The organism is Paenibacillus sp. P36, from assembly GCF_045866505.1.
In the GTDB taxonomy this organism is placed as follows: Bacteria; Bacillota; Bacilli; order Paenibacillales; family NBRC-103111; genus Paenibacillus_E; species Paenibacillus_E chondroitinus.
The window spans coordinates 4,064,367-4,087,294 of record NZ_AP038372.1 but is presented as its reverse complement, the minus strand read 5'-3'; the positions used below and the strand labels follow the sequence as shown (position 1 = coordinate 4,087,294).

Genomic DNA, 22,928 nt, shown 5'->3' with positions numbered 1-22,928 from the left:
GCTTTTATATTACTCACAACTAGGCGTTATGCATAGCCCTTGTCCATCTTCCTCCGTTTCAAGAAGAACGATTCCCGGGCGCGTCCGGAAAGGTGCCGTGCGATCGTTCCCAAAAAAGGTGGACCAAAGTCTGCCGTCTCGATCGATAAACATCGTCCCGTGGCCTCCATGAGGCACCCCCACACGTCTAGGCGTATATGGTCCATAAATGTGATCCGCTACGGCATACATTAAATCGTAAGTGCCGTCTACCCGTTTATCGCCATTCCATTCCGCCGCACCAAGGATATACTTCCCTTGATATTTTACGATGAAAGCACCTTCATAACCGACACGCTGGCCGTCTAAACACAGCAGCTTACGGGGCTCTTCCGCGAATCCCGTCATATTCTTTTTCATTCGAGCTATTTTCCCATCCTGCCAGACAAAATACACCTCGCCATCGCTATCCTGGAAAAAGCTTGAATCAATATCTGTATTCGTCATGCGGCCCATATCGATATAAGGACCTTCAGCGTCTCCGGACAAACTTTTGATTAACCCGGTACCCCCGCCTTGTAGGGAATAAGTGATCCAGAATGTTTCATACAAATAGATCATCTCAGGTGCCCAGAGACACGGTTTCTCATAAATATGGTTCTCCCATGAACCGTTCTCGGATAGATCCCACACTTTCGCAACATGATGCCACTCCTGCAAGTCAGATGACCTCCACAAGAGCAGCTGATTATTCCGGTCCCAAAAATTGCGATGCGGCTTATCGGATGTCCCTGTCAGATAATAAGTGCCATCTGGTCCGGTGCTTATATGAGGATCTCGAATTGGAAAATCAGCGACAGGTTTGAGACTGCCCACTGCACCCTTCTCCAGCACCACGGCCTCCGTCGGCCTTATGAATCCAGGACTGGCAAAAGTCATTGGAACGACAGCCGGATAATGCTCAACCAATGAATATTCGCCACTACCTGTAAATGAGGCATAAATCTGATGTTCGGGTCCATCGAACAGACTTATTTGCCCGCCATGGGGAAGCGCCAAATATCTCCGACTGTAAAGGCCATAGATGGAATGGCTGACAGCAACAAACGTATCCACTGCTTCGCTACCCATCCGAGTAAAACGATCGGCACAAAACATGGCATAGGTTCCATCTTTTTTGTATAAAAAAGCACCATACGTACCGACTTGCAACTTGCCGGTATACGATGCATCATCCTCGCGTCCCGCTATTTTCCACGGCTGTACCTCAATCATCCTCGGTTTTTCCGCAAAGCCGGTCATATCCTCTTTCATACGAGCGATTTGACCATGACTGTAAACCCAATAGACAGCTCCGTCTTCATCCTCAAATAACGAGGCATCCTGCCCATCCGTTGTCATCTTTCCCATATCTTCGTATGGCCCCAACGCGGAATTCGACGTGGATCTAAGCAATCCCGTACCGCCTTGGCTTAACCCGTATGTAACCCAAAACGTTCCTTTAATGAAACGTATTTTCGGCGCGCAAATGCCAGCTGTGCCTGTCCCTTCTTTTTGCCATGTCCCCTCCAGCTCTAAGCTCCATACGCTTACTGGCTCTGTCCATGTCTTTAAGTCCGTCGAAGTCCACACCAGCACATTAGCGCCATCAACCGTTCCCGTCAAATAATACGAATGCTCCGGTCCGGTACAAATACTCGCGTCCTTCAAAGGAACATCGATCAATCGTTCAATGCTAACCGCATTTTCTGAATAGCTGGTGCAGGCAGCCCATTCCGTTTCAGGATGTGGAGGCTGTATGATAAAATCGTTGTTCATTGGATTCTTCCTTTCCTAATCGCCGTATGACTAAGATAAGTATACCGTGCTTTGTCCAAACTCTTAATATAGAAAGCTGCGCATAAGGTGAGGAAAACGGACATCGAACAAATCACGGCATGTTTTCAGGAGAGTAGCCATAATAGTTGCGAAAAGCCCTTGAGAACGAATATAAACTTGGATAGCCGACACTATAAGCGACTTCCGTGATCGTCCGATCCTTTAAAGAGATCAATGCCGCAGCCTTTTCCATTTTGAGACGGTATAAATAACGATTTGGCGATACACCGATCCGCTTCTTGAAAATATCAGAAAAGTATGATCGATGGACCCCCGCCTCTTCAGCAACCTCTTTGATGCTGATTCCTTCCAACGCATGCAGCTGCATAAAATCAAGGGACCGTTTTAACCAAGGAAGGTCATCTACGTTGTTCGTTTTCTCATCTATTATTGTTTTGCCCCCTTTCATAAGGGCAGCAAAAATTCCATACAATTGTTCCTGAAGTCCCATTGAAAAGCCAATGTCCTCCGCTTCATCCGGTTGATCTGAGATGAACTGCAGGAAAGCATATAGTTTTGTCCAGACTTCCCTGCTGCATCTTGCACGTAATACGGGACTATTCTGTGTTAATCCAAGCGAATGCAGCAGCTGTAAAGCTTGCGGACCTTGAAAAGCTATCCAAACAAGCTTTAAAGTCTCTTTTTGATCGTAGATACGGTAGGAATAGGATTCATCCGGGAAAAAGCAGCAAAGATCATTCGGTTGAAGAATCGCTTCCCCGCTTTCAGATTGAAGAAGTAATTGACCTTCCACTACGAAGTGCAGGCTGTAGCATTCAATTCTTTTAGGACCGACCTGATAGTTCGGTTTGGCAACGTTATGCCCAACACGAATACACCACAAGCCGCTCATTTTTATAAACTCATTAGGATTTAAATAATGGTGTTGTGCATATTCGTGGGGAAATTCCTGCATTGCATATTCACCTCAAGACTTGATAGATAACTTTATGATTATCATACCTAACAAAATGTTAAACGTATACGTTTCTATGATATTTTAAATTCAACAACTCGACCTTATGATTAATATAGAATTTCGAAACATGGAGGAGTTATTGGATGAAGAAACCTAATATTTTGTTAATTACAAGTGACCAGCAGCATTGGAATACGTTAGGTGCTTTTAACTCGGAAATCAAAACGCCGAATTTGGATCGTTTGGTGAAGGAAGGAACGACTTTTACGCGTTCCTACTGTCCGAACCCGACTTGCACGCCGACCAGAGCTTCCATCATTACAGGCATGTATCCAAGCCAACACGGAGCATGGACACTTGGCACAAAGCTGTTAGAGAATATGCATACGGTCGGTGAAGATTTTCGTGAAGCCGGTTACAATTCTGCACTTGTCGGTAAAGCTCATTTTCAACCCTTAGCTGCTACTGAACAATATCCTTCTCTCGAAGCTTATCCGATCTTACAAGATCTTGATTTCTGGAAAAAGAATCATGGACCCTTCTACGGCTTCGATCATGTAGAACTAGCCCGTAATCATACGAATGAAGCGCATGTCGGCCAACATTACGCCCTGTGGATGGAAGAAAAGGGCTGCATGAACTGGCGTGATTATTTCCTGCCGCCAACCGGGACGATGGATCGCTCCATTCTTCACAAATGGCCTATTCCAGAGCAATATCACTACAATACCTGGATTGCCGAGAGAACCAACGCGCTTCTGGAGCAATATAAAGAAGAAGATCAAAGCTTTTTCCTTTGGTCCAGCTTCTTTGACCCACATCCGGATTATTTGGTACCTGAACCGTGGGATACGATGTATGATCCCGATCAGCTGACGATTCCAGAAGTCACGCCTGGCGAGCATGACCACAATCCACCGCATTTTCAATTAACCCAATTGGAAAATCCTGATTTTCAACCCTGGCAGGAAGGTGACTATGCGGTCCATGGCTATCATTCCCATTCAGCCTTGTACTCCGAGCAAGACCGTAAACAGCTGGTCGCGACCTACTATGGCATGATCAGTCTAATGGACAAATACATTGGAAATATTTTAGATAAGCTTGATGAGCTAGGCCTCGCGGATCATACAATCGTAGTATTTACAACGGACCATGGGCATTTCTATGGTCAACACGGCCTTCAGGCTAAAGGCGGCTTCCATTACGAGGATCTCATCAAGATTCCGTTCATGGTTCGATATCCCGGTCAAGTTCCGGCTGGCGTTACTTCGCCTGCCATTCAGTCATTGGTAGATCTAGCCCCTACCTTCCTCTCACTATGTGGCATTAAGATTCCTCACCATATGACAGGTGTTGATCAGTCACAAGTCTGGCGCGGTCAGCAAAGCCAAGCCAGGGATCATGCGATTTGCGAGTTTCGTCATACCCCAACGACGATTCACCAAAAAACCTATGTGGATGAAAGATATAAAATAACCGTGTATTATAACCAAACGTATGGGGAAGTTTTTGATTTGCAAGAAGATCCGGGCGAAATCCGCAATTTATGGAATCTTCCTGAATACCAGACCCTGAAATCGGAGCTTTTGTTGAAATATGCGTGGGCGGAACTAGGTAAAGAGTCTATGGCGATGCCTCGGGTTTGGCATGCTTAAAGAGGATGAAGAACGTGAATAAGCTCGGGAAGCATGGTCCTATCTATCATCTGCCGCAGGTAGGAGACCCTCCTCCCCTTAGCGTACAGTTCTTGGGGGTAAATTACTGCGAATCGGATTACTGTAATATTCGGGAGCTTGCGCAGGTAACTGTTATCGGCTTGGTACGTTCAGGACAAGGAAACGTTACGGTTGGTACACGAACCTTGACTGCGCGTCAGGGGGATGTCTTCATCCTCCCTGCCGGCTGCTACCATGAAGTTGTCTCAGACCCTCAGCATGAGGAGCAATGGAGCTACATATGGTTAAACATTAGCGGCAACTGGATTCTTAAGATGCTCGAAGCGTATCAATTGCTTCCCCATATCGTCGTGCAGAATAGCGGGTTAGACTCTCTTTTTCACGAGGCGATCGACAACGCTAAACATAAATCCGCGCAGGAGCTGCAAACTGAGCTTCAGATCATCCTTATGCGAATCATCGTTTGCCTCTCTGAGGTATTGCGAAAACAAGGCGATACTTTAACGTCAACAGTTCAATCTATCAAACAATTTCTGGATAACAGTGTCTTCTCTCCTTACGACACATCTGAGCTCTCTTCTCAAATTGGTGTTTCTACCAGACACATGAATCGCTTATTTAAAAAAGAGGTGGGAACTACCCTTTATAACTATGTCATTGCTAAAAAGATAGAATCCGCTAAAAGAATGTTGGTCGACACTCAATTGACCATAAGTGAAATTGGATACAAGCTTGGTTACGTCGATCCCCATTACTTTTCGAACCTGTTCCACAGCAAAACAAATGTGAGACCTAGTGACTTTCGCAAGACATTTCGTGAAATGCAATAAAAACACCCGCGAGGACTTTTTCTTCGCGGCCTTTTTTTGACTTTGAATGGGCACTTCATTCACTCAGTGGAGTAAGCTTACATGACATGTAAATTTTAATTGATCAAATGCTTCGGATAAGGTAAAACTATTATAATAAACTTTTTTAACTATACTTGATTATGAAGGCGGATGAGATTGTGATAGTACAGGTCGATAACGAAACAATTGCAAGTGAATACGTACACGGCGTATACGAAACAGTGGTTAAACGTAATCCTCATGAAAAAGAGTTCCACCAAGCAGTGAAAGAGATCCTTGAATCCCTGATTCCTGTTCTCTCCAAACATCCGAAGTACATGAAACATGGTATCCTTGAACGAATCGTCGAGCCGGAACGCTTGGTTACTTTCCGCGTGCCATGGGTGGACGACCAAGGAGTTACACATGTGAACCGCGGTTTCCGTGTGCAATTTAACAGCGCGATTGGACCTTACAAAGGCGGTTTGCGTTTTCACCCTTCCGTTAATGCCAGCATCATCAAATTCCTTGGGTTTGAACAAACCTTCAAAAACTCCCTCACTGGACAGCCAATTGGCGGCGGTAAAGGCGGCTCCGATTTCGATCCTAAAGGCAAGTCCGATAATGAAATCATGCGATTTACGCAAAGTTTCATGACGGAGCTTTATAAATATATGGGGCAAGATACAGACGTACCTGCCGGCGATATTGGCGTTGGCGCGCGGGAAATCGGCTTCATGTTCGGTCAGTACAAAAGAATTCGCGGTGCTTACGAGGCTGGTGTTTTGACTGGCAAGGGGATTATCTATGGCGGTAGTCTGGCACGTACAGAGGCAACGGGGTATGGTTGCGTTTACTTTGTAAATGAAATGCTACAGTCCAAAGGCCTTAGCTTTAAAGACAGCACTGTCGTTGTTTCCGGTTCAGGCAACGTGGCGATCTATTCCATGCAAAAAGCGATGCAGCTAGGCGCTACAGTCGTTGCTTGCAGCGATTCCAATGGTTATATTTATGATAAAAATGGAATCGACCTAGACACCGTACGCCGCTTGAAAGAAGTGGATAGAAAGCGAATCAGCGATTATGTCAACGAGCACCCTACTGCTACTTACCATGAGGGTTGTGACGGCATTTGGACGATTCCATGCGACATTGCTCTACCGAGCGCGACGCAGAACGAAATCAACGAGGAATCGGCTAAAATCCTGGTAAGAAATGGCGTACAAGCGGTTGGCGAAGGCGCAAACATGCCATCCACTTTAGAAGCCATTGAGGTATTCCTGAAGGCAGGCGTGCTCTTCGGACCTGCTAAGGCAGCGAATGCCGGTGGTGTTGCCGTATCCGCGCTTGAAATGTCTCAGAACAGCATGCGCTACTCCTGGCAATTCCATGAGGTAGACGATAAGCTTCATGCCATTATGAAAAATATTTACAAAAGCGCTGTTCAAGCCGCAGAGGAATACGGCCACCCGGGCAATCTGGTTGTAGGTGCTAATATTGCAGGCTTTACAAAAGTCGCAGACGCGATGATTGCACAAGGTGTTGTCTAGGCTCTAGAAGATCAGGTTGCCACATAAGCTGGCAGCCTGTTTTTAGTTCTCACGGAACGTCTTTATGAAATTTTTCTGGTCCTTCGTAAACTGATACCCTCGTCGCTCGTAGAAATGGTGAGCCTGTACACGCGTTGGATGCGATAACAGTTTGATCCCCGAATACCCGGCATCCTTGGCCCACTGTTCAAGGCTTTCAATCAACAGGCTGCCAATCCCTTGACCCCGGTACTCCACATTGACAACGAACCCCAGGATGTTTACTAGCGAGTCAGCAAACAGTAATTCATAGGGACTGCCATGAATATATCCAATCACTTCGTTATGTTGTTCATACACAAAGATGACATCTTTTGTTTTGGTTGTAAGGGTGACTAGCTTCTCTTTTACTTTCTCTTCCGTAAAGACAGATAGATTCGGATTAAAGTGTTGGTTCAACAAATAAATATTCGGATAATCAGAAATCCTGACTTCTCTGACATTCGTATCTCTCAACTTGGAACACCCCCATTCTTTACATGTCGTGTCACCTTTTCGCCAAATAAGGAACATCTCCATGTATTATTCGCTCTTCTTTTTCATTAACCTCCCCTTTTACAAATTTTTAAAATACTAAAAATAGACCCCTAGCTGCGAGCTAAGGGCCTTCGTTTAACCGACTTCGTCTTCCGTGCGTTTCTCCCTGCGAAATTCGCGTGGCGGCATCCCCGTAAATTTCTTGAACATCCTGTTGAAGGAATTAATGTTCTGGTATCCTGAACTGCTGGCGACGTCCTGTATTCTCAGGTCCGTTTCCAGCAGCATTTGCTGCGCCACCCGGATTCTTACACCATTAATATAATCAATGAAGTTTTCCCCCGTCTTCTCCTTGAAGTACGTGGACAAATAGCCTCCAGTAATATGTAGGTGCTCGGCTACAATATCCAGCGTAATATCTTGAGCAAAATGCTTGTTCACATAGTCCACAACAAAATCAATGACGGGATCTTCATTTTTCTGATTACTTCGAATCTCCTCACAGGCTGCAACAAGCAGTTGGCTGAAAAATTTGCGATAATGCCGACCCGAATAAAAACTTTGACTCGTGCTCAATCCGGCGATAACAGGCTGTATGGCCCGTTCGTCTAACCGCAGCACATGGAACGCTTTGCGCACCTTTTGTACAATATCAATTAAAAATTCTTGATATTGCAGTACCGTTTCACACTTGCGTTCCATAAGAGCAAGTTGGCGATCCAGCAGATGCAGCAACTCCTGTGTATTTCCTGCTGCCAGATTGCAGTCGAATTGTTGTTCTTGAGCAGACGTTAGCAAATGTACAGATTGACGACCGGCATGCTGACGAACAATTTGCGTATCTTCGTTCAGCTTTCGTTCTTGCAGCAGTTTAACCGTCTGCTCATAAGCCTCCGTGAAATCAAACGACTGTGGAAATGCCGGTGAGATCGCGATGGTCAGGAAATAGAAATCAGCGTCATGAGCCACGACTTTCAATAATTCTGTCATATAGGCATCCAGACGAGAATCGTCAATTTCATTAATAACCGATAGCATTTGCCGACTCTCGATTTGAATCGTTAATGAAGCGGGGAATACCTTGAGCAAGCTATGATTGATAAACGTATAAATGCTGTAAGTTAAAGGGCCCGGCTCTTCTTTCATTTCCTCCCAGAACCTATCTTTGTACGTAATCTCGTACACGACGAAACGATATGCCTGTGTGGAAATCATATCTATAGCTCCTGGAGAGCCGCTATAGATTTTCTTCAGTTTATTCAAGTAACTGTACGACAAAAGCTGGATATTTTTTTGTGCCAGATCCGACTGAATCCTTGCATTCGTCTGCAGCATATCGTCCAGCTTCTGACCAATTAGTTTAAACTCGCGAATATTGCTTTTAAATCGAACATCCTCTCCCCCTGTCGTCTGCAGCGAGGAAACCAACTGCTTAACCGGGCGGTTAAAGCGAACACTGAACAGCACGGATATAACAACACTCACGATTAAAGAAAGTATGAGTAGAACAAATAGTGTCAGATTAAGCTTGGAAATCTGCTTCGAAATGCTAGCACTAGGTATGATATTTATATACGTGTACCCGCTGTTCTGTCCGGTCTGATAAAAGTAATAGGTATTGTCACGCAGCAAATACGTTTTGTCTACAGGCAGTTCTGGAAGCTCCTCTCGTTTAGCCAACCCTCCCGTTGAAAACAAAGGTAAACCCTGCTTGTCCAAGATAATGAAATTGGCATTCACAGAACGATGAAAAGCTTCGAATAGCTGATTCGCATCCATCATCGCAACGATGTAGAAGTCCTCATTTTGCCAGTGCTTAAGGACATAAGGGATGAACAATCCTTTGGTTGTCACATCACCGGCTTTATGAAAAGAATGCTCATAAAATTTGGACATGGGAAACATCTTGGCACTATACGTTTCGTTGAATTGCTTTTGCCAGAAAGAATCCGGGTAATCGGTGCTCGCATAGAACTTTTCGAACAACGACGCTCTGTCATTGGTCCCTATTCTGCTTAACGTTAATGAACCTTCCTTGAAAACAATAATGGCATTGTCTACATAGATCAAAGGATTACCAACAACCTTGATAATCTCCTGCTTGACCCTATCCAGCAGCGCATAACGAGCATTCCCGCTGGCCTTCTGAAGACGATCCACGTCATCGTTAAAATAAAGAGCATACATTTGCTTCTGAACGAGTTGAAAATGTTCCTCATACCTCTCTGAGGTAAATCGGATGTTCTGAGCGTTATAACTAATGATTTCGTTTCTAATATTGTTCTGGAAAAATGTAAATGACAAATAATTAAAAGACATCAACAGCACAATGACAGTGAGAAAACCTAGCAGCAAACGAATGAGCAAGGAAGACGTTCTAGATTGGACTCGCGAAAGTAAACGTATCCTACTCCCCTCCATATCTGTTTTTATGGTCTTTCCTATCTCAATGTATTTATCATCTACGAGAAGTCTTATTTAAATAATACGGAAAAAAGCCAATTTTGCCTATTCACTTTTTCACGAAAACTTAACATATTTACGAATTTCATAGATGAGGGGACAATTCGGAATTATTATGGATTACATTCTATACGAACGGTGCTATGCTAGTTTCGAAATAACAAGAACACTAGCACCTTCAAGTACTCATGATCGGGGGGGATACTCAAATGAATAAGTTAGACGCAGCTGGAGCAAATCCGGAGACTTCCTTACCGGGCGTTCCCGGTCGAACTGTTCTAATGTGGAGGAAGATCGCAAAAAGCAAGAGTTTGCTTCTCATGTTCTTACCTTGCTTGCTGTATTATTTAATTTTTAAGTATTTGCCGATGTTCGGAATTGTCATTTCGTTCAAGGACTATAACCTGTACAAAGGGATATGGGCCAGTCAGTGGGTTGGGCTTAAGTACTATAAGATGTTCTTTAATAGTCCGGATTTTTGGATCATTCTGCGAAATACATTTCTGCTTGGCATTAATAAACTTATTTTCGGATTTCCTGCCCCTATTATCTTGGCCTTGCTTCTTAATGAGGTCAAGAACATGGTATTCAAACGTTTTGTTCAAACCGTCAGTTATTTACCGCACTTCATCTCTAATGTCGTAGTTGCAGGAATGGTCGTTTTGTTCTTATCCCCTTCTCAAGGTTTTGTTAACCACATGATTCAATCCTTTGGCTTCGAACCGATTCATTTTATGATTAAACCTGAGTTGTTCCGATTCATTTATGTCGGTTCAGAGGTTTGGCAGCATATTGGATGGGAGGCCATCATTTATTTAGCTGCGCTTTCTTCCATTGATCCTTCCCTCTATGAAGCTGCTGATATAGACGGCGCCAGCCGCTGGAGGAAGCTTTGGAACGTCACACTGCCGGGAATTTCCACGACCATCATCATATTGTTCATCCTAAATGTCGGTCGAGTACTGGAAATAGGATTTGAAAAAGTGTTCCTGCTATATAACCCTGCCACCTATGCTACCGCCGATATTCTAAGCACCTATGTGTATCGTACAGGGCTCGTAAGCGGTAATTTCAGTTACGCCGCCGCTATAGATATGTTCACTGGGATTGTGTGTTTTTTCTTTATCTATAGCACGAATGCACTAAGCCGGCGCCTATCACAAACAAGTCTGTGGTAACCCTTGAGGAGGATTCTTCCATATGACACGCTCCAAAATCACTTTATTTTCAGTCGTAAACATCGTCATCCTTCTAGGAGTTGTGCTGCTTACGCTGTATCCTTTTATCTACATGGCCGCTGTTTCACTAAGCAGCAACATTCATGTGCTCAAAGGAGAAATCAGCTGGTACCCAAAAGGCTTCAATATAGACATGTATAAAGTCGTTTTAAAAGATCCGCGCATTGGCACCGCCTACTGGAATACGATTGTTTACGTCGTGTTGGGCACTACCCTTTCACTTGTTATCACATCGCTAGGGGCTTACGCTCTTTCCAAAAAAAATATGTTATTCGGGCGTGGATTTACAATGATCATTATATTCACCCTATTCTTCAGCGGTGGGATGATCCCTACTTTTCTAGTTGTAAAAGAACTCGGCGTTATCGACACAGTCTGGGGCATGGTACTTCCTGGCGCTGTAAGCACATGGAATTTGCTCATCATGCGTACCTTCTTCTCCAATATCCCGGCAGAACTGGAGGAATCGGGACAAATGGACGGACTGAGCGATTTCGGTGTTTTCTTCCGAATCGTTGTCCCTTTGTCTCAAGCGGTATTCGCCACTATCGGTTTGTTCTACGCGGTAGGATTATGGAACAATTTCTTGCTGCCGTTGCTATATTTACGAGATCAAGAGCTTTTCCCCTTGCAGGTCATTTTGCGCAACATCGTTCTTGCCGGCCAGTCGAACCAAGCGGATATTGCCGCAGTTGGCGATGCCAATGTTGTGCTGGAAGAACCGTTGAAGTTCGCAACAATCATGGTTTCCACAGTTCCCATCCTTCTCGCCTACCCTTTCCTGCAGAAGTATTTTGTCAAAGGCGTTATGATCGGGGCGGTCAAGTCTTAGGTGTAAAGAGCAATAACCCAATAATGTTTAGTGAGAAATTAGAAAAATGAAAAGGAGAGGTTCACGCATGAAGAAATGGACTACGACACTTGGATCACTATTAATCAGTGCCTCGATGTTGGTTGGCTGCTCAGGAACCACATCTACCCCAACAGCGACGGACGCAGGCGGTACAACGAATCCTGCTGTCAAGACGGAAAAACCCAAAAATACGTTTACCATGTTACTAGAGGTTCACCCGAATTGGCCGTATAACAAGGACTGGGTTGTCTGGAAGTGGATTGAGGAGAAAACCGGCGCCACTTTCAATGTTCAGCTTCCGTCCGGTGAACTGAAGGATACCATTAATCTGAATGTTGCCTCTGGTAACATGCCTGACATCACCTTTTTCAACCCTCGCGCAGACGCTGATAAATTTGGGCAGCAAGGGGTTCTCGCCAACATTCTGGATTATAAAGATGTTATGCCGAATTTAACCGCTTGGCTGAAGAAATATCCAGACATCGCGAAAGCTGCTTTGGCCGCTGACGGTAAAATGTACATGCTTCCCAATGAAGGCTTTGGTGAAACGAATCGTGTCATCTGGATGTATCGGGAAGATATTTTCAAGAAAAACGGGCTTAAACCTCCTGCCAATTATGAGGAACTGATTACTGTAGGCAAGAAGCTGAAGGAACTATACCCTAACAGCTATCCGTTCTCCTTCCGAAGCGGAGCTAATCTTGGAATCCTTAACTTTGCCACCGCACAATTCGGTACAATGAATGGTTTGTTCCAGGATGAGAAAACCGGCAAGGTGCGCTACGGGCCTATTGAGAACGAATACAAGAAAATGATTGAGTTCTTCCAACGTATGCAAAAAGAAGGGCTTATTCCGCCGGACTGGCTGACTTTCAACGTGCAACAATGGCAAAATGCCGTTTCGAATGACCAAACGTTCATGATACTCGATTATATCGGTCGTCTGGATCTGTTCAACATCCCTATGAAAAAGACGAATCCTAGCTTCAATCTTGCATTCATGCCCCCTCCTGAGGGTGTTCCCGGATTTAGTGTAAACCCGTATACCCACATTCTGGAAACAGGCATGACCTTCTCTTCCAAATCCAAGAAAGTCAAGGAAGCGCTCCAAGCCTTTGATTGGTTTTATAGCGAGGAAGGGAAAGAACTGCTTAGCTGGGGCAAAGGCGACGAAGTGTACATCACTGAGAATGGGCAAAAGAAATTGCGCCCTGAATATCTGGATATAACCGATGTTCGTAAAAAGACGGGACTCGCGACGAACGGAACCTACACTTGGTTTAATTATGACGCTCATCTAATTCCTGCTACGCAAGAGCAGCGTAATGCCTATGATTTGGCACGCAAGCATGACAGTGTCTACCATGTGAGACCACAGTACATTGAAAGCGAGCTGTCCAATGTTTCCTTGCTGCAAGCAGCCGTAGACAAGCACCGCAACGAGCAAATTACCAAGTTCATACTAGGTCAACGCAGCATGGATGAGTGGGATCAATATGTTGCCGAAGCTAAAAAGCTTGGTGTAGACGAACTGATGAAAATCACGCAAACCGCTTACGACCGACTCAAATAATCTGTTTTTAAAATCGGGAAACAAAGAACGCCTTACCGGGAGCAGCCGCTTCCCAGTATGGCGTTCTGTTTAATCAGAGATAAGGAGAATGACAGATGAATTCACCCTTAAGTTTGACGCAAGAATTCACATCCAACGGGGCATGGTGCTTTTTCGCAGATCCTCGCGCACTTTACTATCAGGGGCAGCACCATAGAACGTATATCGGCTGGTTGAATAGCATCGGAGATGTATGGATTGGCTATTACGATCACCTGCTGGGTGCTTACGAGACTTTCTTGATCCGTTCTGCTCTTCAGCAGGATGACCACGCCAACCCATCCCTGTACATAGACGATTCGGGACATATCACGATCTTTTATTCCGCTCATAATGGGTCCAAGATGTACTATCGGACAACACGGATGCCGGAAGATCTCTCCTCCTTCGGAGCTGAGATGCAGCTTCCTGCGAATACCGATGGGCATTTCGGCTACACCTACCCTACTCCAATCTATCTATCGGCGGAAAAAAGGCTCTATTTGTTCTGGCGTGGAGGCAATTTCAAGCCTAATTTTAGCGTTTCCACTGATTTGGTACACAGTGAATGGTCCCCTGCGCGCACGCTGATCATGGATAGCGGTCAACGACCATATATCCGGTATGCCTCCAATGGAAAAGACACGATACATTTCTCTTGTACCGATGGGCATCCGAACATTGAACCTTATAACAGTATTTATTATGCCCGTTATCGAGAAGGAGCTATTTACCGCGCAGACGGCTCGTTAATCAAACAAACGACAGATTTACCGCTTGAACTATCCGAAATAGACAAAGTGTTCGACGGCATAAGTGCACAACGCAATGCCTGGATTTGGGATATAGCCGAAGATGAGCAAGGATATCCAGTCATCGTCTATGCCGTATTTGAATCCTTGGAGGATCATCGTTACTACTACAGCCGCTGGAATGGCGCACAATGGGTGACGAATGAGATCACGCCGGCTGGCCGCTGGTTCCCTCAAACCCCTGAAGGAGTTCATGAGACCGAGCCCTATTATTCAGGCGGAATTATTCTGGATCACTCCGATCCATCCATCGTGTATGTATCCCGGGAAGTTCAGGGAACGTTTGAGATCGAACGGTGGTCATCTTCCGATCTTGGAGTCACGTGGTCATCTGCACCTATTACAGCAAATTCTTCCACCCACCAGGTGCGGCCATTCCTGACTCGTGGCAGCCAGGATAGCCAAGCCCTCCTCTTCTGGATGAGTGGAGAATACATACACTATACGAAATACAAGACTTCTATACGGTTCGACATTCAGAAAAAATGAAATATTCAAAAAAGAGTTAAGCACGCTGTAAGTGCTTAACTCTTTTTCTTTGGCTATTTGTTTATAAGCCATTCCTTCAAATGCTTTGTAACAAACTCATCATCGTTTAAATGTGGATAATCCGCATACATCCGGTCAATCTCTTCATCTTGGCCTGGAGACAACACCTCATTAGGGTTCAGGCACCATGTCCCTTTTAGCAATCCTTGACGGCGCAGAACTTCATGAATGCCCGGAATGCAGCCTTCAAAATGGTGCGCCGGGTCAAAAAACGCCGCATTCGTCTCCGTTACCTCGATATTGCGAGTTAACCACGCTTTGTCAATCTGCCCGGCATTTCTCGCTTGCTTGATTTCCTCCAGCAGCTCAACTGCTTTTTGCGTCCAAACCGCCCAATGTCCCAGAAGCCCACCGACAATGCTTTTTTCCACAGGAGCACCATCGACTTGAAAACGGTAGGTTGTCAACAAATCGTTAACAATATTATCATCATTGCCCGTATACAGAGCAATCTCATCACGACGGCTTGAATAACAGACGGCCCGAGCAACATCAATCGTTTGGTAACGATTAAACGGCGCCATTTTGATCGCGACAATACCTGGAATTTCAGCAAACTGCCGCCAAAAATCAAAGCTGAATGTACGCCCGCCTACCGACGGCTGCAGATAAAAGCCGATGACCGGCATTTGACCGGCCACCGCTCTCGTTCGCTCCAGAATATCCGCTTCCGTCCAATCCTGCAGACCTCCCATGCTAAGGAGCCCTGCATCATACCCTAGCTTAAGCGCCAACTCCGATTCTGCCAGCGCCTGCTTCGTAGGACCGCAAATCCCTGCTACTTTAATAAAAGGACGCTCTAAACCCGCTCTGTCTACCTCCTCTGAAGCCATTCGGAGCACCGGCTCCAGCAGGTTGACGTCTTTATTTCGAATTTCAAATTGGGTTGAATGTACGCCAACTGCAATCCCTCCTGCGCCTGCCGCTATATAATAACGGGTTAACGCACGCTGATGCTGTTCGTCCAGCTGCCGGCTTTCATCCAATGCCAGAGGATGAGCAGGAATCACAAGCCCTTCATGCAGCGCTTGCAGCTTGGTCTTAGACAAGCTTCCGCTTAGATTGGAAGGCATTAGAATTTCCCCTCCCTTTCTTGGAAGTGAGTATCCTTATTCCAGGTTGCGCCGTCATTTGCCACCCACTCGGCAGTCCAATCCAACATTTGGAGAAGTGTCACCCGCGGATACCCGAATCGTTGAAAAGCTTTAGAGGCATTATTTAACAATGCATCCTCCGCTTCCTGCCCAACAATGACTGGTTGAGTGCCCAGCCGCTTACCAAACTCCTGAGCGATCCAGCGCATGGACATCGTTTCCGGACCTGTTATATTTACAACATTCGGAGGACTTGAACAAATGTTCAAACTTCTCAGAGCCATTTCGTTGGCGTCTCCCTGCCAAATGCAATTCGCATGCCCCATGGTCACATCGATGGGCTTACCTGCTTTTACGGCTTTGGCAACCTCCAGCAGTACACCATACCGAAGATCAATCGCATAATTCAGCCGATAGATGACCATTGGAATCTCATATTTCCGAGAAAAATACTCAAATATACGTTCACGACCAAGCGTTGATTGGCCATATTCTCCAAGCGGAGAGGGAGCTTGTGATTCTGTTGCACCACCCTGGAACACAGGGGTAAACGGATAAATATTTCCGGATGAAAAGACCACGATGCGGGAATTTTTAAACTTTTCCGCTACACGTCCCGGCAAGTACGCATTCATTGCCCATGTGAAATGCTCGCGTCCCGTTGTCCCGAACTTATTGCCAGCCATGTAGATGATATTTTTCACATCAGGAAGTTTCTGCAACTGCTCATCATCCAGCAGATCGCACGCGATCGTGTGGATCCCCTCCTGTTCCAGCTGCTCTTTCAAGCCAGGCTCCGAAAAACGGGAAACACCCCAAATTGTTTTTTCAACACCCGCTTTCTTCAACGCATTCCTAGCAAGTCTCGCTAAGCTTGGCCCCATTTTCCCGCCAATACCTAGCAGCATGATATCCCCCTCCACCGCAGCGAGATCCTGAATTAAAGCTTCTGACGGCTCCGCAAGCTTGGCTTCCAATTCCTCAATTGATCGAATCATGCCTGACCTCCTTGAGTTGATACTTGAGGTACTTGCAGCATTCCATACGAATCTCGATCCACATACAAGGTGCAATCCGGATGTGTGCGCAGGATGGATGCCGGGCAGGAGGTACTTATCGGTCCGCGAAGTGTTTGTTCAACAGCAGCACGTTTGGTTGATCCTGGAACGATGCAGAATAAGTGCGCGCCAGCCATCATCGTCGGTATGGTCAAAGTTAATGCATGGGTAGGCACGGCATCAAAGTCCGGGAAGCAGCCATCATTGACCTGCTGTTGGCGACAAGGAGCATCCAGTTCAACCGGCTTAATGATGAAGCTGTCTTCAAAATCGGCCACAGGAGGATCATTAAAAGCAATATGCCCGTTTTCCCCGATACCGAGGCAAATGATATCAATTGGTGCAGCCGCAATCAGGTCGCTATAGCGCTGACATTCCTGCTCAATTGTCGTAGAGCTCTGAATCAAATGAAGCTCCCCTGGCTTAACCAATTTGAACAGTCTATCGGTTAAAAACTGACTGAATTTTTGCGGTGCATCATCAGGAAGACCGATATATTCATCCATATGAAATGCGGTGATACGCGACCAGTCGATACCTTGCTGATTCACGAGTTCCGCCAAAAATTCATTTTGAGAAGGAGCTGCAGCAAAAATCATTCTTACTTTGTCTTTTCGAGACAACAGCTCTTTGATCTTCGTTGCTGCCGCTACAGCTGCTGCAGCTCCCATGATCTGGCGATTTTCAAAAACTTTCACCTTAAGATGTTCTGCTGTTTCTTCTTTCAGCGGCGGATGGCTAAACAGCTTTCTCAATCCCTCTAAGGATTGCTTGGTGCCCTCCATTTTGCTGCCGCCAGGAGGAATGTAATGAGTCTCTATGACATATAGCCCCGTGTATCCCTCATTCTCCAAATCTTGAATTTGTTGCACGTACGGAACTCTACCCGAACCGATCGGCACGCAGGATGGCTTGCCTCCGCTTTCAATCAAGGCATCCTTCAGATGCACGTGGGCTAACAGTTCCTTCACTTCGTTATAAACTTCGGGATAAGACCAATGCTTTCCTAAAGCTTCATTACCGGGATCCCATAAGGCTTTCAAGCTTGGAGCGTTGACCTTCCGAATAAGTTTAGCTACTTCGAACGCATAACCTCCGTTGCAGGAGCCTTCGTTCTCTAGCAATAAAGTGATGTTGTGACGTGCAGCAATTTCAGCTGCTTTTTTCAAATGGCCTGCGACTTCATCTACGAACTGATCAGGTTCTTTCTCTCTCCAAAAGGAGAATATCCGAATAAGGCTCGTGCCAAGTTTATTTGCTATTTCAATTGTACGAGCAAGCTTATCAAAATGTGTTTCAACGCTCTCTTCCTCCTGCCCGAACCTGTCTCCAGCTTCAACAGGACGAGATGGATCAAGTGCGCATTTAAATAAAGGTGAAGCCAATGCAGAGATGTGCAGGCTTCGATTATCGACTTCTTGACGAACCCGCTCTACCTGCTCATCCGTCAGATTGGCTATATTTATACCGTCCACCATGCGAATTTCCACGTATTTTAAGCCTTCGGCTTGTATCCAATCCAGTGCTTCTATGAAATCATGGCTTACTTCATCGCTAATGACGCCAAGACGGTCCCATATCATAAGTTTTTACACTCCTTCAAATTATGCAGATTGTATGTTTGGTAAGAGATATGCTAGAGCTTCACCGTTTTCCCAGTAGACCGGCTCTCGTTCGCCGCTTCAAGGAAGCGGATGATCTCAACCGTTTCTTGAGCATCAATAGATGGCGTTCCTGATTGGAACATGGCTACCGCCGCCTCGACTAGACCGGCATATTTCGGTTTCGGATGCTTGTCGCCATCTACGAATTCCGTTTTGTTCAAGCGGTGGATGACAGCCCCAAACGTTTTATTTCCCTGCCGGTTGCCGCGAATTGTCCCAATTCGGCCATCCTCCCAAACACCGACGGCCAGTTCATGGAATTCGCTCGTGCTTGCGGTCACCTGAACACACCCTTTTCCCATAATGCGATACAACATTTCTGCAGAGTGAATGCCGTACCAGAACAGGCCGGGCTGTGTTGGCTGTAGTTCCGCCGGTCCGTAGCAATCAGCGCCAATAATATCAGCTGTATTCTCTGAAAGAGCATCAACCAGCCCTTGTTCATAACGCAGCGATGAAGCACTCATCAAAGGTACGTTATACTCGGCCGCCAACCGCACGATTTCCTTGGCATCAGAAGTCGAAACGGCAAACGGTTTATCGATGAACACAGGCTTCCTGTAGGGAGCAATTTTCCGAAACTGTTCCAAATGAACGCGACCGTCCACAGAAGTTAGTAAGATCGCATCAGAACGTTCCGCTACTGCCTCAGGAGAATCAAGCAGCTGCACACCGTACTCGTCGCGAATCGAACTGGTGAACCGCTCTAGCCTCGAATAGCTCATTTCAAAATCAGGTGATCCGCCGGGAAAAGCATAAGTGACTTTTCCCCCGGGAACGTGAAACTCATGATCTTGCTCGTTTAGCAGTTTAGTGAAAGCCGTGCAATGGGAGGTGTCAAGCCCGATCATCCCGATGATTATCGATTTTGGGGTAGTCATAACAATCAGCCCTTTCTGTGCTTTTCAGCTATTTTTATGCGCGTGATACGAGATTTCCCTCTTTATATGTGCTCAAAATATGTAACGAACCGTCGTCCTTAAACGCAAACAACACGAGATCCGCCGGAGCATGCTGTTGAAGTCCTTTAGCTGTCTGCAGGCCCATTAACTCCGATGGCCGGATTGAAGCCATATCCCAGGCATCGGCCAAGCTGCATAAGCCTTTTTTCACCAAATGCTGAATGCCCCACACCAGCATTTGGGCGGAGCCTGCCAGCACCTTGGCATTTTCAGCCAAATGCAGCTTGCCATCTGGCGCCAGCACGACCTCGCCGCCAATATGCGTTGTGTAACGTCCTGGTTCGAGTCCGCTTAAATAGACAGCGTCACTGACGATAATCGCTTTGTTGCCTTTTACCCTCATGAATACTTTCAGCACCGACTCGGGTAAATGGAAACCATCAGCAATCATACATGCCCAGAGCTCATCTGCCGCCAACTGCTCCCAAATATAATTTGGATGTCTTGGCAGCATCAGGTGAGCTGCGTTGCCGAGATGCGTGGACACCTTTGCCCCGGCGGCTACTGCTGAACGAATTTGTTCAGGCGAAGCGTTGGTATGCCCAATTGAAACCGTAACTCCGCTTTCGGTACAGCACCTGATAAACTCGTCGGATTCCGGCCATTCCGGTGACATCGTCACAAAGGTAATACGACCTTCCGCAGCTTCCTGCCACTGCCGGAACAACTCCCAATTCGGAGCTGTAACATACGGTTTACCATGCGCTCCCCGCGGTCCATCTTCGGGTGAGATAAACGGGCCCTCCAGATGTATACCGCGAATGCAGCTATCGGATAAGGGATCCGTTCGACAGGCTTCGGAAATGGCGCGTAATATCTGACTAATCTTGTCAGCACTGTTCGTGATTACCGTTGGATAATAGGTGGTGACACCCTTGTTCCAAAGATCACGCGTCAGCTCCATGACTGTCTCCTTCGCTAACGGTGCTTGATTGAAATCTCTACCTGCGTAGCCGTTGATTTGCAAATCAACCAGACCGGGTCCAATCCACGGCAGCTGGTCCTGAACCCCAGCTTCTAACAAGCAAATATTCTCAATATGTCCATTAGCGATAGTTACTTCTATTGGCAATCCTGTACGGTAATGTCTCCCTGTAACAACGGTCTTACCCTCACGTTTTGACTCTTCCGGCAAACCTATCCCCCCTACGTTTTCCTGCGTCATGTCATCTGCAGAGGACTATTTCAACATAATCTCTTTCCCGCTCCGTGCCGATTCATAGATAGCGAGAATTAAATCCACAGCTTTCCTGCCTTCTTCTCCTGATACCAGGGGATCCCTGTTTTCACGAATAGCTTGGATTAAATCATCAACGAATATAAAATGCCCGTCATTGGCGATATGGGAAGGATCATTTTTGGCGCTAACTCTTGGCTCCACCTTAGGCGCTTCTTCTTCACTATCAGCAATTTTCCACTGCTTGAACCCCGTATCGTCAAAAATGATCGTGCCTTTCTCCCCGTGAAGTTCGAAGCGCGTCTCCTGCCCCGGATACACAGAGGTAGTTCCTTGTATCACCCCGAATGCTCCGTTCTTATATTTCACAACGGCTACTGCCGTGTCTTCCACTTCAATCTCGCGAACCAGCGCGGATGAATAGGCAAAGACAGAATGAACATCGCCCATCAGCCACTGAATCAAGTCGATGCCATGCACACCCTGATTCATTAGGGCTCCGCCGCCATCGATAGCCCAAGTGCCGCGCCAGCCGGCGCTTTTGTAATACTGAGGGCTGCGATAGCTTTTCTGGTAAGCATCACCAAGCACCAGCTTACCCAGCTTGCCAGCCTCTATGGCCTTTTTCGCGACAATAGACGCCTCAGTTACGCGACGTTGAAATACGCAGCCAAGCTTCACATTTGCTTTGCGACAAGCATCGATCATAAGCGTCATGTTTTCCGAAGTGATATCAAGCGGCTTTTCACACAACACATGTTTGCCTGCCTGTGCTGCCGCAATGACGACTTCCGCATGATAGCCGCTTGGTACCGCTACTGTAACAGCATCAATATCATCACGCTTCAGCAGCTGCTGGTAGTCCTGATACACTTGCGGAATTGAAAAATCTGCCGCTAATTTTTCAGCCTTTTCAACCTCAACATCGGCGATGCCAACCAATTCTGCTTGCGAGTTACCCTGAATGGCCTTCGCATGAGAGGGAGCAATCACTCCAGCTCCTATAACAGCAAATCTCATTTTTTCACTCATCTCATCACTCCTCTTATATGGTTATTTCACGATCTGCTCCGTTCCTGTCTCACTTGAAGCATATACACTCTCGATGACAGAAACGACTGTCTTGGAATATGCACCGGAACAATCCAGCCAAGTATCATTTGTAATCGCATCCATAAAATCTAATAATTGTTGGACTAAAGGCTGCTCAGCCGGCTTCAGCAGGACTGGCTCGTACAAACCGTCACGGCTTATGGACAGGCCCTTCCCCGTCTCCAGCTTGAGCATACCCTTTGTAAACATAAACTCCGTTTCATTACGTGAAACTCCTGAATATCCGGATTGCGTAATCACAGCGGGAACACCGGAGGAGGTTTCCATAAAAACAATTCCGCTGCCTTCAACGTCACCCCGTTCTTCATGGAAGCTTACGGATGCCTTCACCTTGGTGACCCTGCTTTGTGTCATCCATTGAATTTTATCAATAGAATGCGCCCCCAGATTCATCATGATGCCTCCACCTGCTTTACTCTTCTCAAAGAACCACCCGGGTCGATCTGCTCTATAGTAGTTTACGTTCCGCGTATCATTAATCATGACAAGCTTTCCAAGCTCGCCACTCTCAATAATTCGTCTAACTTCAATATTCTCTGGAAAATAGTGTTGCGTGTGACCAACCATTAGCTTAACTTCATTACGCTCAGCTGCAGCAATAATCTCATCGCATTCCACTGTATTTAAAGCCATCGGCTTCTCAAGTAAAATATGAGATCCATGCTCGGCACAGCGGATAGACACTTCTTTATGTAAAAAATGTGGCAGCGCAATCACAGCTATATCCGGTTTTTCTTTCTGCAGCATTTCTTGATAATCTGTATAAGCCTTAATTCCATACTTCTTAGCTGTCTCCAAGGCCAGAGATTCATTAATCTCAACAATGGCGACAGGCTCCAATCCGTCAATCTCACTTGCTGCCTCTAAATGCTTGACACCTATAGCCCCTGCGCCCATTACGGCCAGCTTCATATCTGCTATCCCTCCCTCTTGTGCTGTCTATTGTTACTGTCCACCTTAATTCTAATAATAGTTGTAATATTGAGAAAAATAAATCTGCAGT

At 46.1% G+C, this 22,928-nt stretch carries 18 protein-coding genes; 7 read left to right on the top strand and 11 right to left on the bottom strand.

Features of this window, described 5'->3' with window-relative positions; translation table 11 throughout:
* Nucleotides 1–9: 9 nt before the first annotated feature.
* On the bottom strand, nucleotides 10–1,797 hold the full coding sequence (locus tag ACKTT9_RS18290) for a family 43 glycosylhydrolase (RefSeq protein ID WP_407872706.1): 1,788 nt from the start codon (nucleotides 1,795–1,797) through the stop codon (nucleotides 10–12).
* Nucleotides 1,798–1,909: 112 nt separating this feature from the next.
* A complete protein-coding gene (locus ACKTT9_RS18285; RefSeq protein WP_407872705.1) occupies nucleotides 1,910–2,773 on the bottom strand; it encodes an AraC family transcriptional regulator in 864 nt (287 codons plus the stop codon).
* 146 nt (nucleotides 2,774–2,919) lie between these two features.
* Between ACKTT9_RS18285 and ACKTT9_RS18280 the strand changes: the two genes are divergently transcribed.
* From ACKTT9_RS18280 to gdhA, 3 genes are all read left to right on the top strand, one after another.
* A complete protein-coding gene (locus ACKTT9_RS18280) occupies nucleotides 2,920–4,434 on the top strand; it encodes a sulfatase (RefSeq protein WP_407872704.1) in 1,515 nt (504 codons plus the stop codon).
* Between the two features lie 14 nt (nucleotides 4,435–4,448).
* A complete protein-coding gene (locus tag ACKTT9_RS18275; RefSeq protein WP_407872703.1) occupies nucleotides 4,449–5,285 on the top strand; it encodes an AraC family transcriptional regulator in 837 nt (278 codons plus the stop codon).
* Between the two features lie 179 nt (nucleotides 5,286–5,464).
* Entirely contained in the window at nucleotides 5,465–6,835 is a 1,371-nt protein-coding gene (gene gdhA, locus ACKTT9_RS18270) for an NADP-specific glutamate dehydrogenase (RefSeq protein WP_246069088.1), read from the top strand.
* Nucleotides 6,836–6,877: 42 nt separating this feature from the next.
* Here gdhA and ACKTT9_RS18265 read toward each other — a convergent pair whose 3' ends face one another.
* Together ACKTT9_RS18265 and ACKTT9_RS18260 are read right to left on the bottom strand one after the other, a co-directional pair.
* Complete coding sequence (locus tag ACKTT9_RS18265; protein WP_407872702.1) at nucleotides 6,878–7,330, bottom strand: GNAT family N-acetyltransferase; 453 nt, start codon at nucleotides 7,328–7,330, stop codon at nucleotides 6,878–6,880.
* Between the two features lie 156 nt (nucleotides 7,331–7,486).
* Entirely contained in the window at nucleotides 7,487–9,718 is a 2,232-nt protein-coding gene (locus tag ACKTT9_RS18260) for a helix-turn-helix domain-containing protein (RefSeq protein ID WP_407872701.1), read from the bottom strand.
* 377 nt (nucleotides 9,719–10,095) lie between these two features.
* Between ACKTT9_RS18260 and ACKTT9_RS18255 the strand changes: the two genes are divergently transcribed.
* The 4 genes from ACKTT9_RS18255 (at nucleotide 10,096) to ACKTT9_RS18240 (ending at nucleotide 14,797) form a co-directional block, all read left to right on the top strand.
* Nucleotides 10,096–10,992: an ABC transporter permease gene (locus ACKTT9_RS18255; protein ID WP_407873064.1), complete on the top strand. Its 897-nt coding sequence runs from the start codon at nucleotides 10,096–10,098 to the stop codon at nucleotides 10,990–10,992.
* Between the two features lie 22 nt (nucleotides 10,993–11,014).
* A complete protein-coding gene (locus tag ACKTT9_RS18250; RefSeq protein WP_407872700.1) occupies nucleotides 11,015–11,884 on the top strand; it encodes a carbohydrate ABC transporter permease in 870 nt (289 codons plus the stop codon).
* A gap of 67 nt (nucleotides 11,885–11,951) precedes the next feature.
* Nucleotides 11,952–13,478, top strand: coding sequence for an extracellular solute-binding protein (locus tag ACKTT9_RS18245; protein WP_407872699.1), 1,527 nt, complete (start codon nucleotides 11,952–11,954; stop codon nucleotides 13,476–13,478).
* Nucleotides 13,479–13,573: 95 nt separating this feature from the next.
* Complete coding sequence (locus ACKTT9_RS18240) at nucleotides 13,574–14,797, top strand: BNR-4 repeat-containing protein (RefSeq protein WP_407872698.1); 1,224 nt, start codon at nucleotides 13,574–13,576, stop codon at nucleotides 14,795–14,797.
* 53 nt (nucleotides 14,798–14,850) lie between these two features.
* Here the strand turns inward: ACKTT9_RS18240 and ACKTT9_RS18235 are convergent, their stop codons facing one another.
* Genes ACKTT9_RS18235 through ACKTT9_RS18205 form a run of 7 tightly spaced genes read right to left on the bottom strand, consistent with a single transcriptional unit; the run spans nucleotide 14,851 to nucleotide 22,837 of the window.
* The gene (locus ACKTT9_RS18235; RefSeq protein ID WP_407872697.1) at nucleotides 14,851–15,930 is read right to left on the bottom strand and encodes a dihydrodipicolinate synthase family protein; all 1,080 of its coding nucleotides are present in this window, start codon (nucleotides 15,928–15,930) and stop codon (nucleotides 14,851–14,853) included.
* Nucleotides 15,930–16,946: an NAD-dependent epimerase/dehydratase family protein gene (locus ACKTT9_RS18230; protein ID WP_407873063.1), complete on the bottom strand. Its 1,017-nt coding sequence runs from the start codon at nucleotides 16,944–16,946 to the stop codon at nucleotides 15,930–15,932. The genes ACKTT9_RS18235 and ACKTT9_RS18230 overlap by 1 nt, the downstream gene beginning before the upstream one ends.
* Nucleotides 16,946–18,592, bottom strand: a complete 1,647-nt coding sequence (locus ACKTT9_RS18225; protein WP_407872696.1) for a TIM barrel protein — start codon at nucleotides 18,590–18,592, stop codon at nucleotides 16,946–16,948. Before ACKTT9_RS18225 ends, ACKTT9_RS18230 begins: the two co-directional genes overlap by 1 nt.
* 53 nt (nucleotides 18,593–18,645) lie before the next feature.
* Nucleotides 18,646–19,554 (bottom strand): Gfo/Idh/MocA family protein, encoded by a 909-nt coding sequence (locus ACKTT9_RS18220; RefSeq protein WP_407872695.1) that lies wholly within the window; start codon nucleotides 19,552–19,554, stop codon nucleotides 18,646–18,648.
* Between the two features lie 34 nt (nucleotides 19,555–19,588).
* Nucleotides 19,589–20,770 carry an N-acetylglucosamine-6-phosphate deacetylase gene (locus ACKTT9_RS18215; protein WP_407872694.1) on the bottom strand — a complete coding sequence of 394 codons (1,182 nt, stop codon included), beginning with the start codon at nucleotides 20,768–20,770 and terminating at the stop codon, nucleotides 19,589–19,591.
* Nucleotides 20,771–20,815: 45 nt separating this feature from the next.
* Complete coding sequence (locus ACKTT9_RS18210; RefSeq protein WP_407872693.1) at nucleotides 20,816–21,844, bottom strand: Gfo/Idh/MocA family protein; 1,029 nt, start codon at nucleotides 21,842–21,844, stop codon at nucleotides 20,816–20,818.
* Nucleotides 21,845–21,865: 21 nt separating this feature from the next.
* On the bottom strand, nucleotides 21,866–22,837 hold the full coding sequence (locus tag ACKTT9_RS18205; RefSeq protein ID WP_407872692.1) for a Gfo/Idh/MocA family protein: 972 nt from the start codon (nucleotides 22,835–22,837) through the stop codon (nucleotides 21,866–21,868).
* Nucleotides 22,838–22,928 lie beyond the last annotated feature (91 nt).

What these genes read in the sequence shown, in the direction of transcription:
- ACKTT9_RS18285 (WP_407872705.1), bottom strand. Translation starts at nt 2,773, where the DNA reads ATGCAGGAATTTCCCCACGAATATGCACAACACCATTATTTAAATCCT.
- ACKTT9_RS18225 (WP_407872696.1), bottom strand. Translation starts at nt 18,592, where the DNA reads ATGATATGGGACCGTCTTGGCGTCATTAGCGATGAAGTAAGCCATGAT.
- ACKTT9_RS18240 (WP_407872698.1), top strand. Translation starts at nt 13,574, where the DNA reads ATGAATTCACCCTTAAGTTTGACGCAAGAATTCACATCCAACGGGGCA.
- ACKTT9_RS18255 (WP_407873064.1), top strand. Translation starts at nt 10,096, where the DNA reads ATGTGGAGGAAGATCGCAAAAAGCAAGAGTTTGCTTCTCATGTTCTTA.
- ACKTT9_RS18210 (WP_407872693.1), bottom strand. Translation starts at nt 21,844, where the DNA reads ATGAGTGAAAAAATGAGATTTGCTGTTATAGGAGCTGGAGTGATTGCT.
- ACKTT9_RS18290 (WP_407872706.1), bottom strand. Translation starts at nt 1,797, where the DNA reads ATGAACAACGATTTTATCATACAGCCTCCACATCCTGAAACGGAATGG.
- ACKTT9_RS18235 (WP_407872697.1), bottom strand. Translation starts at nt 15,930, where the DNA reads ATGCCTTCCAATCTAAGCGGAAGCTTGTCTAAGACCAAGCTGCAAGCG.
- ACKTT9_RS18250 (WP_407872700.1), top strand. Translation starts at nt 11,015, where the DNA reads ATGACACGCTCCAAAATCACTTTATTTTCAGTCGTAAACATCGTCATC.
- ACKTT9_RS18205 (WP_407872692.1), bottom strand. Translation starts at nt 22,837, where the DNA reads ATGAAGCTGGCCGTAATGGGCGCAGGGGCTATAGGTGTCAAGCATTTA.
- ACKTT9_RS18245 (WP_407872699.1), top strand. Translation starts at nt 11,952, where the DNA reads ATGAAGAAATGGACTACGACACTTGGATCACTATTAATCAGTGCCTCG.
- ACKTT9_RS18220 (WP_407872695.1), bottom strand. Translation starts at nt 19,554, where the DNA reads ATGACTACCCCAAAATCGATAATCATCGGGATGATCGGGCTTGACACC.
- ACKTT9_RS18280 (WP_407872704.1), top strand. Translation starts at nt 2,920, where the DNA reads ATGAAGAAACCTAATATTTTGTTAATTACAAGTGACCAGCAGCATTGG.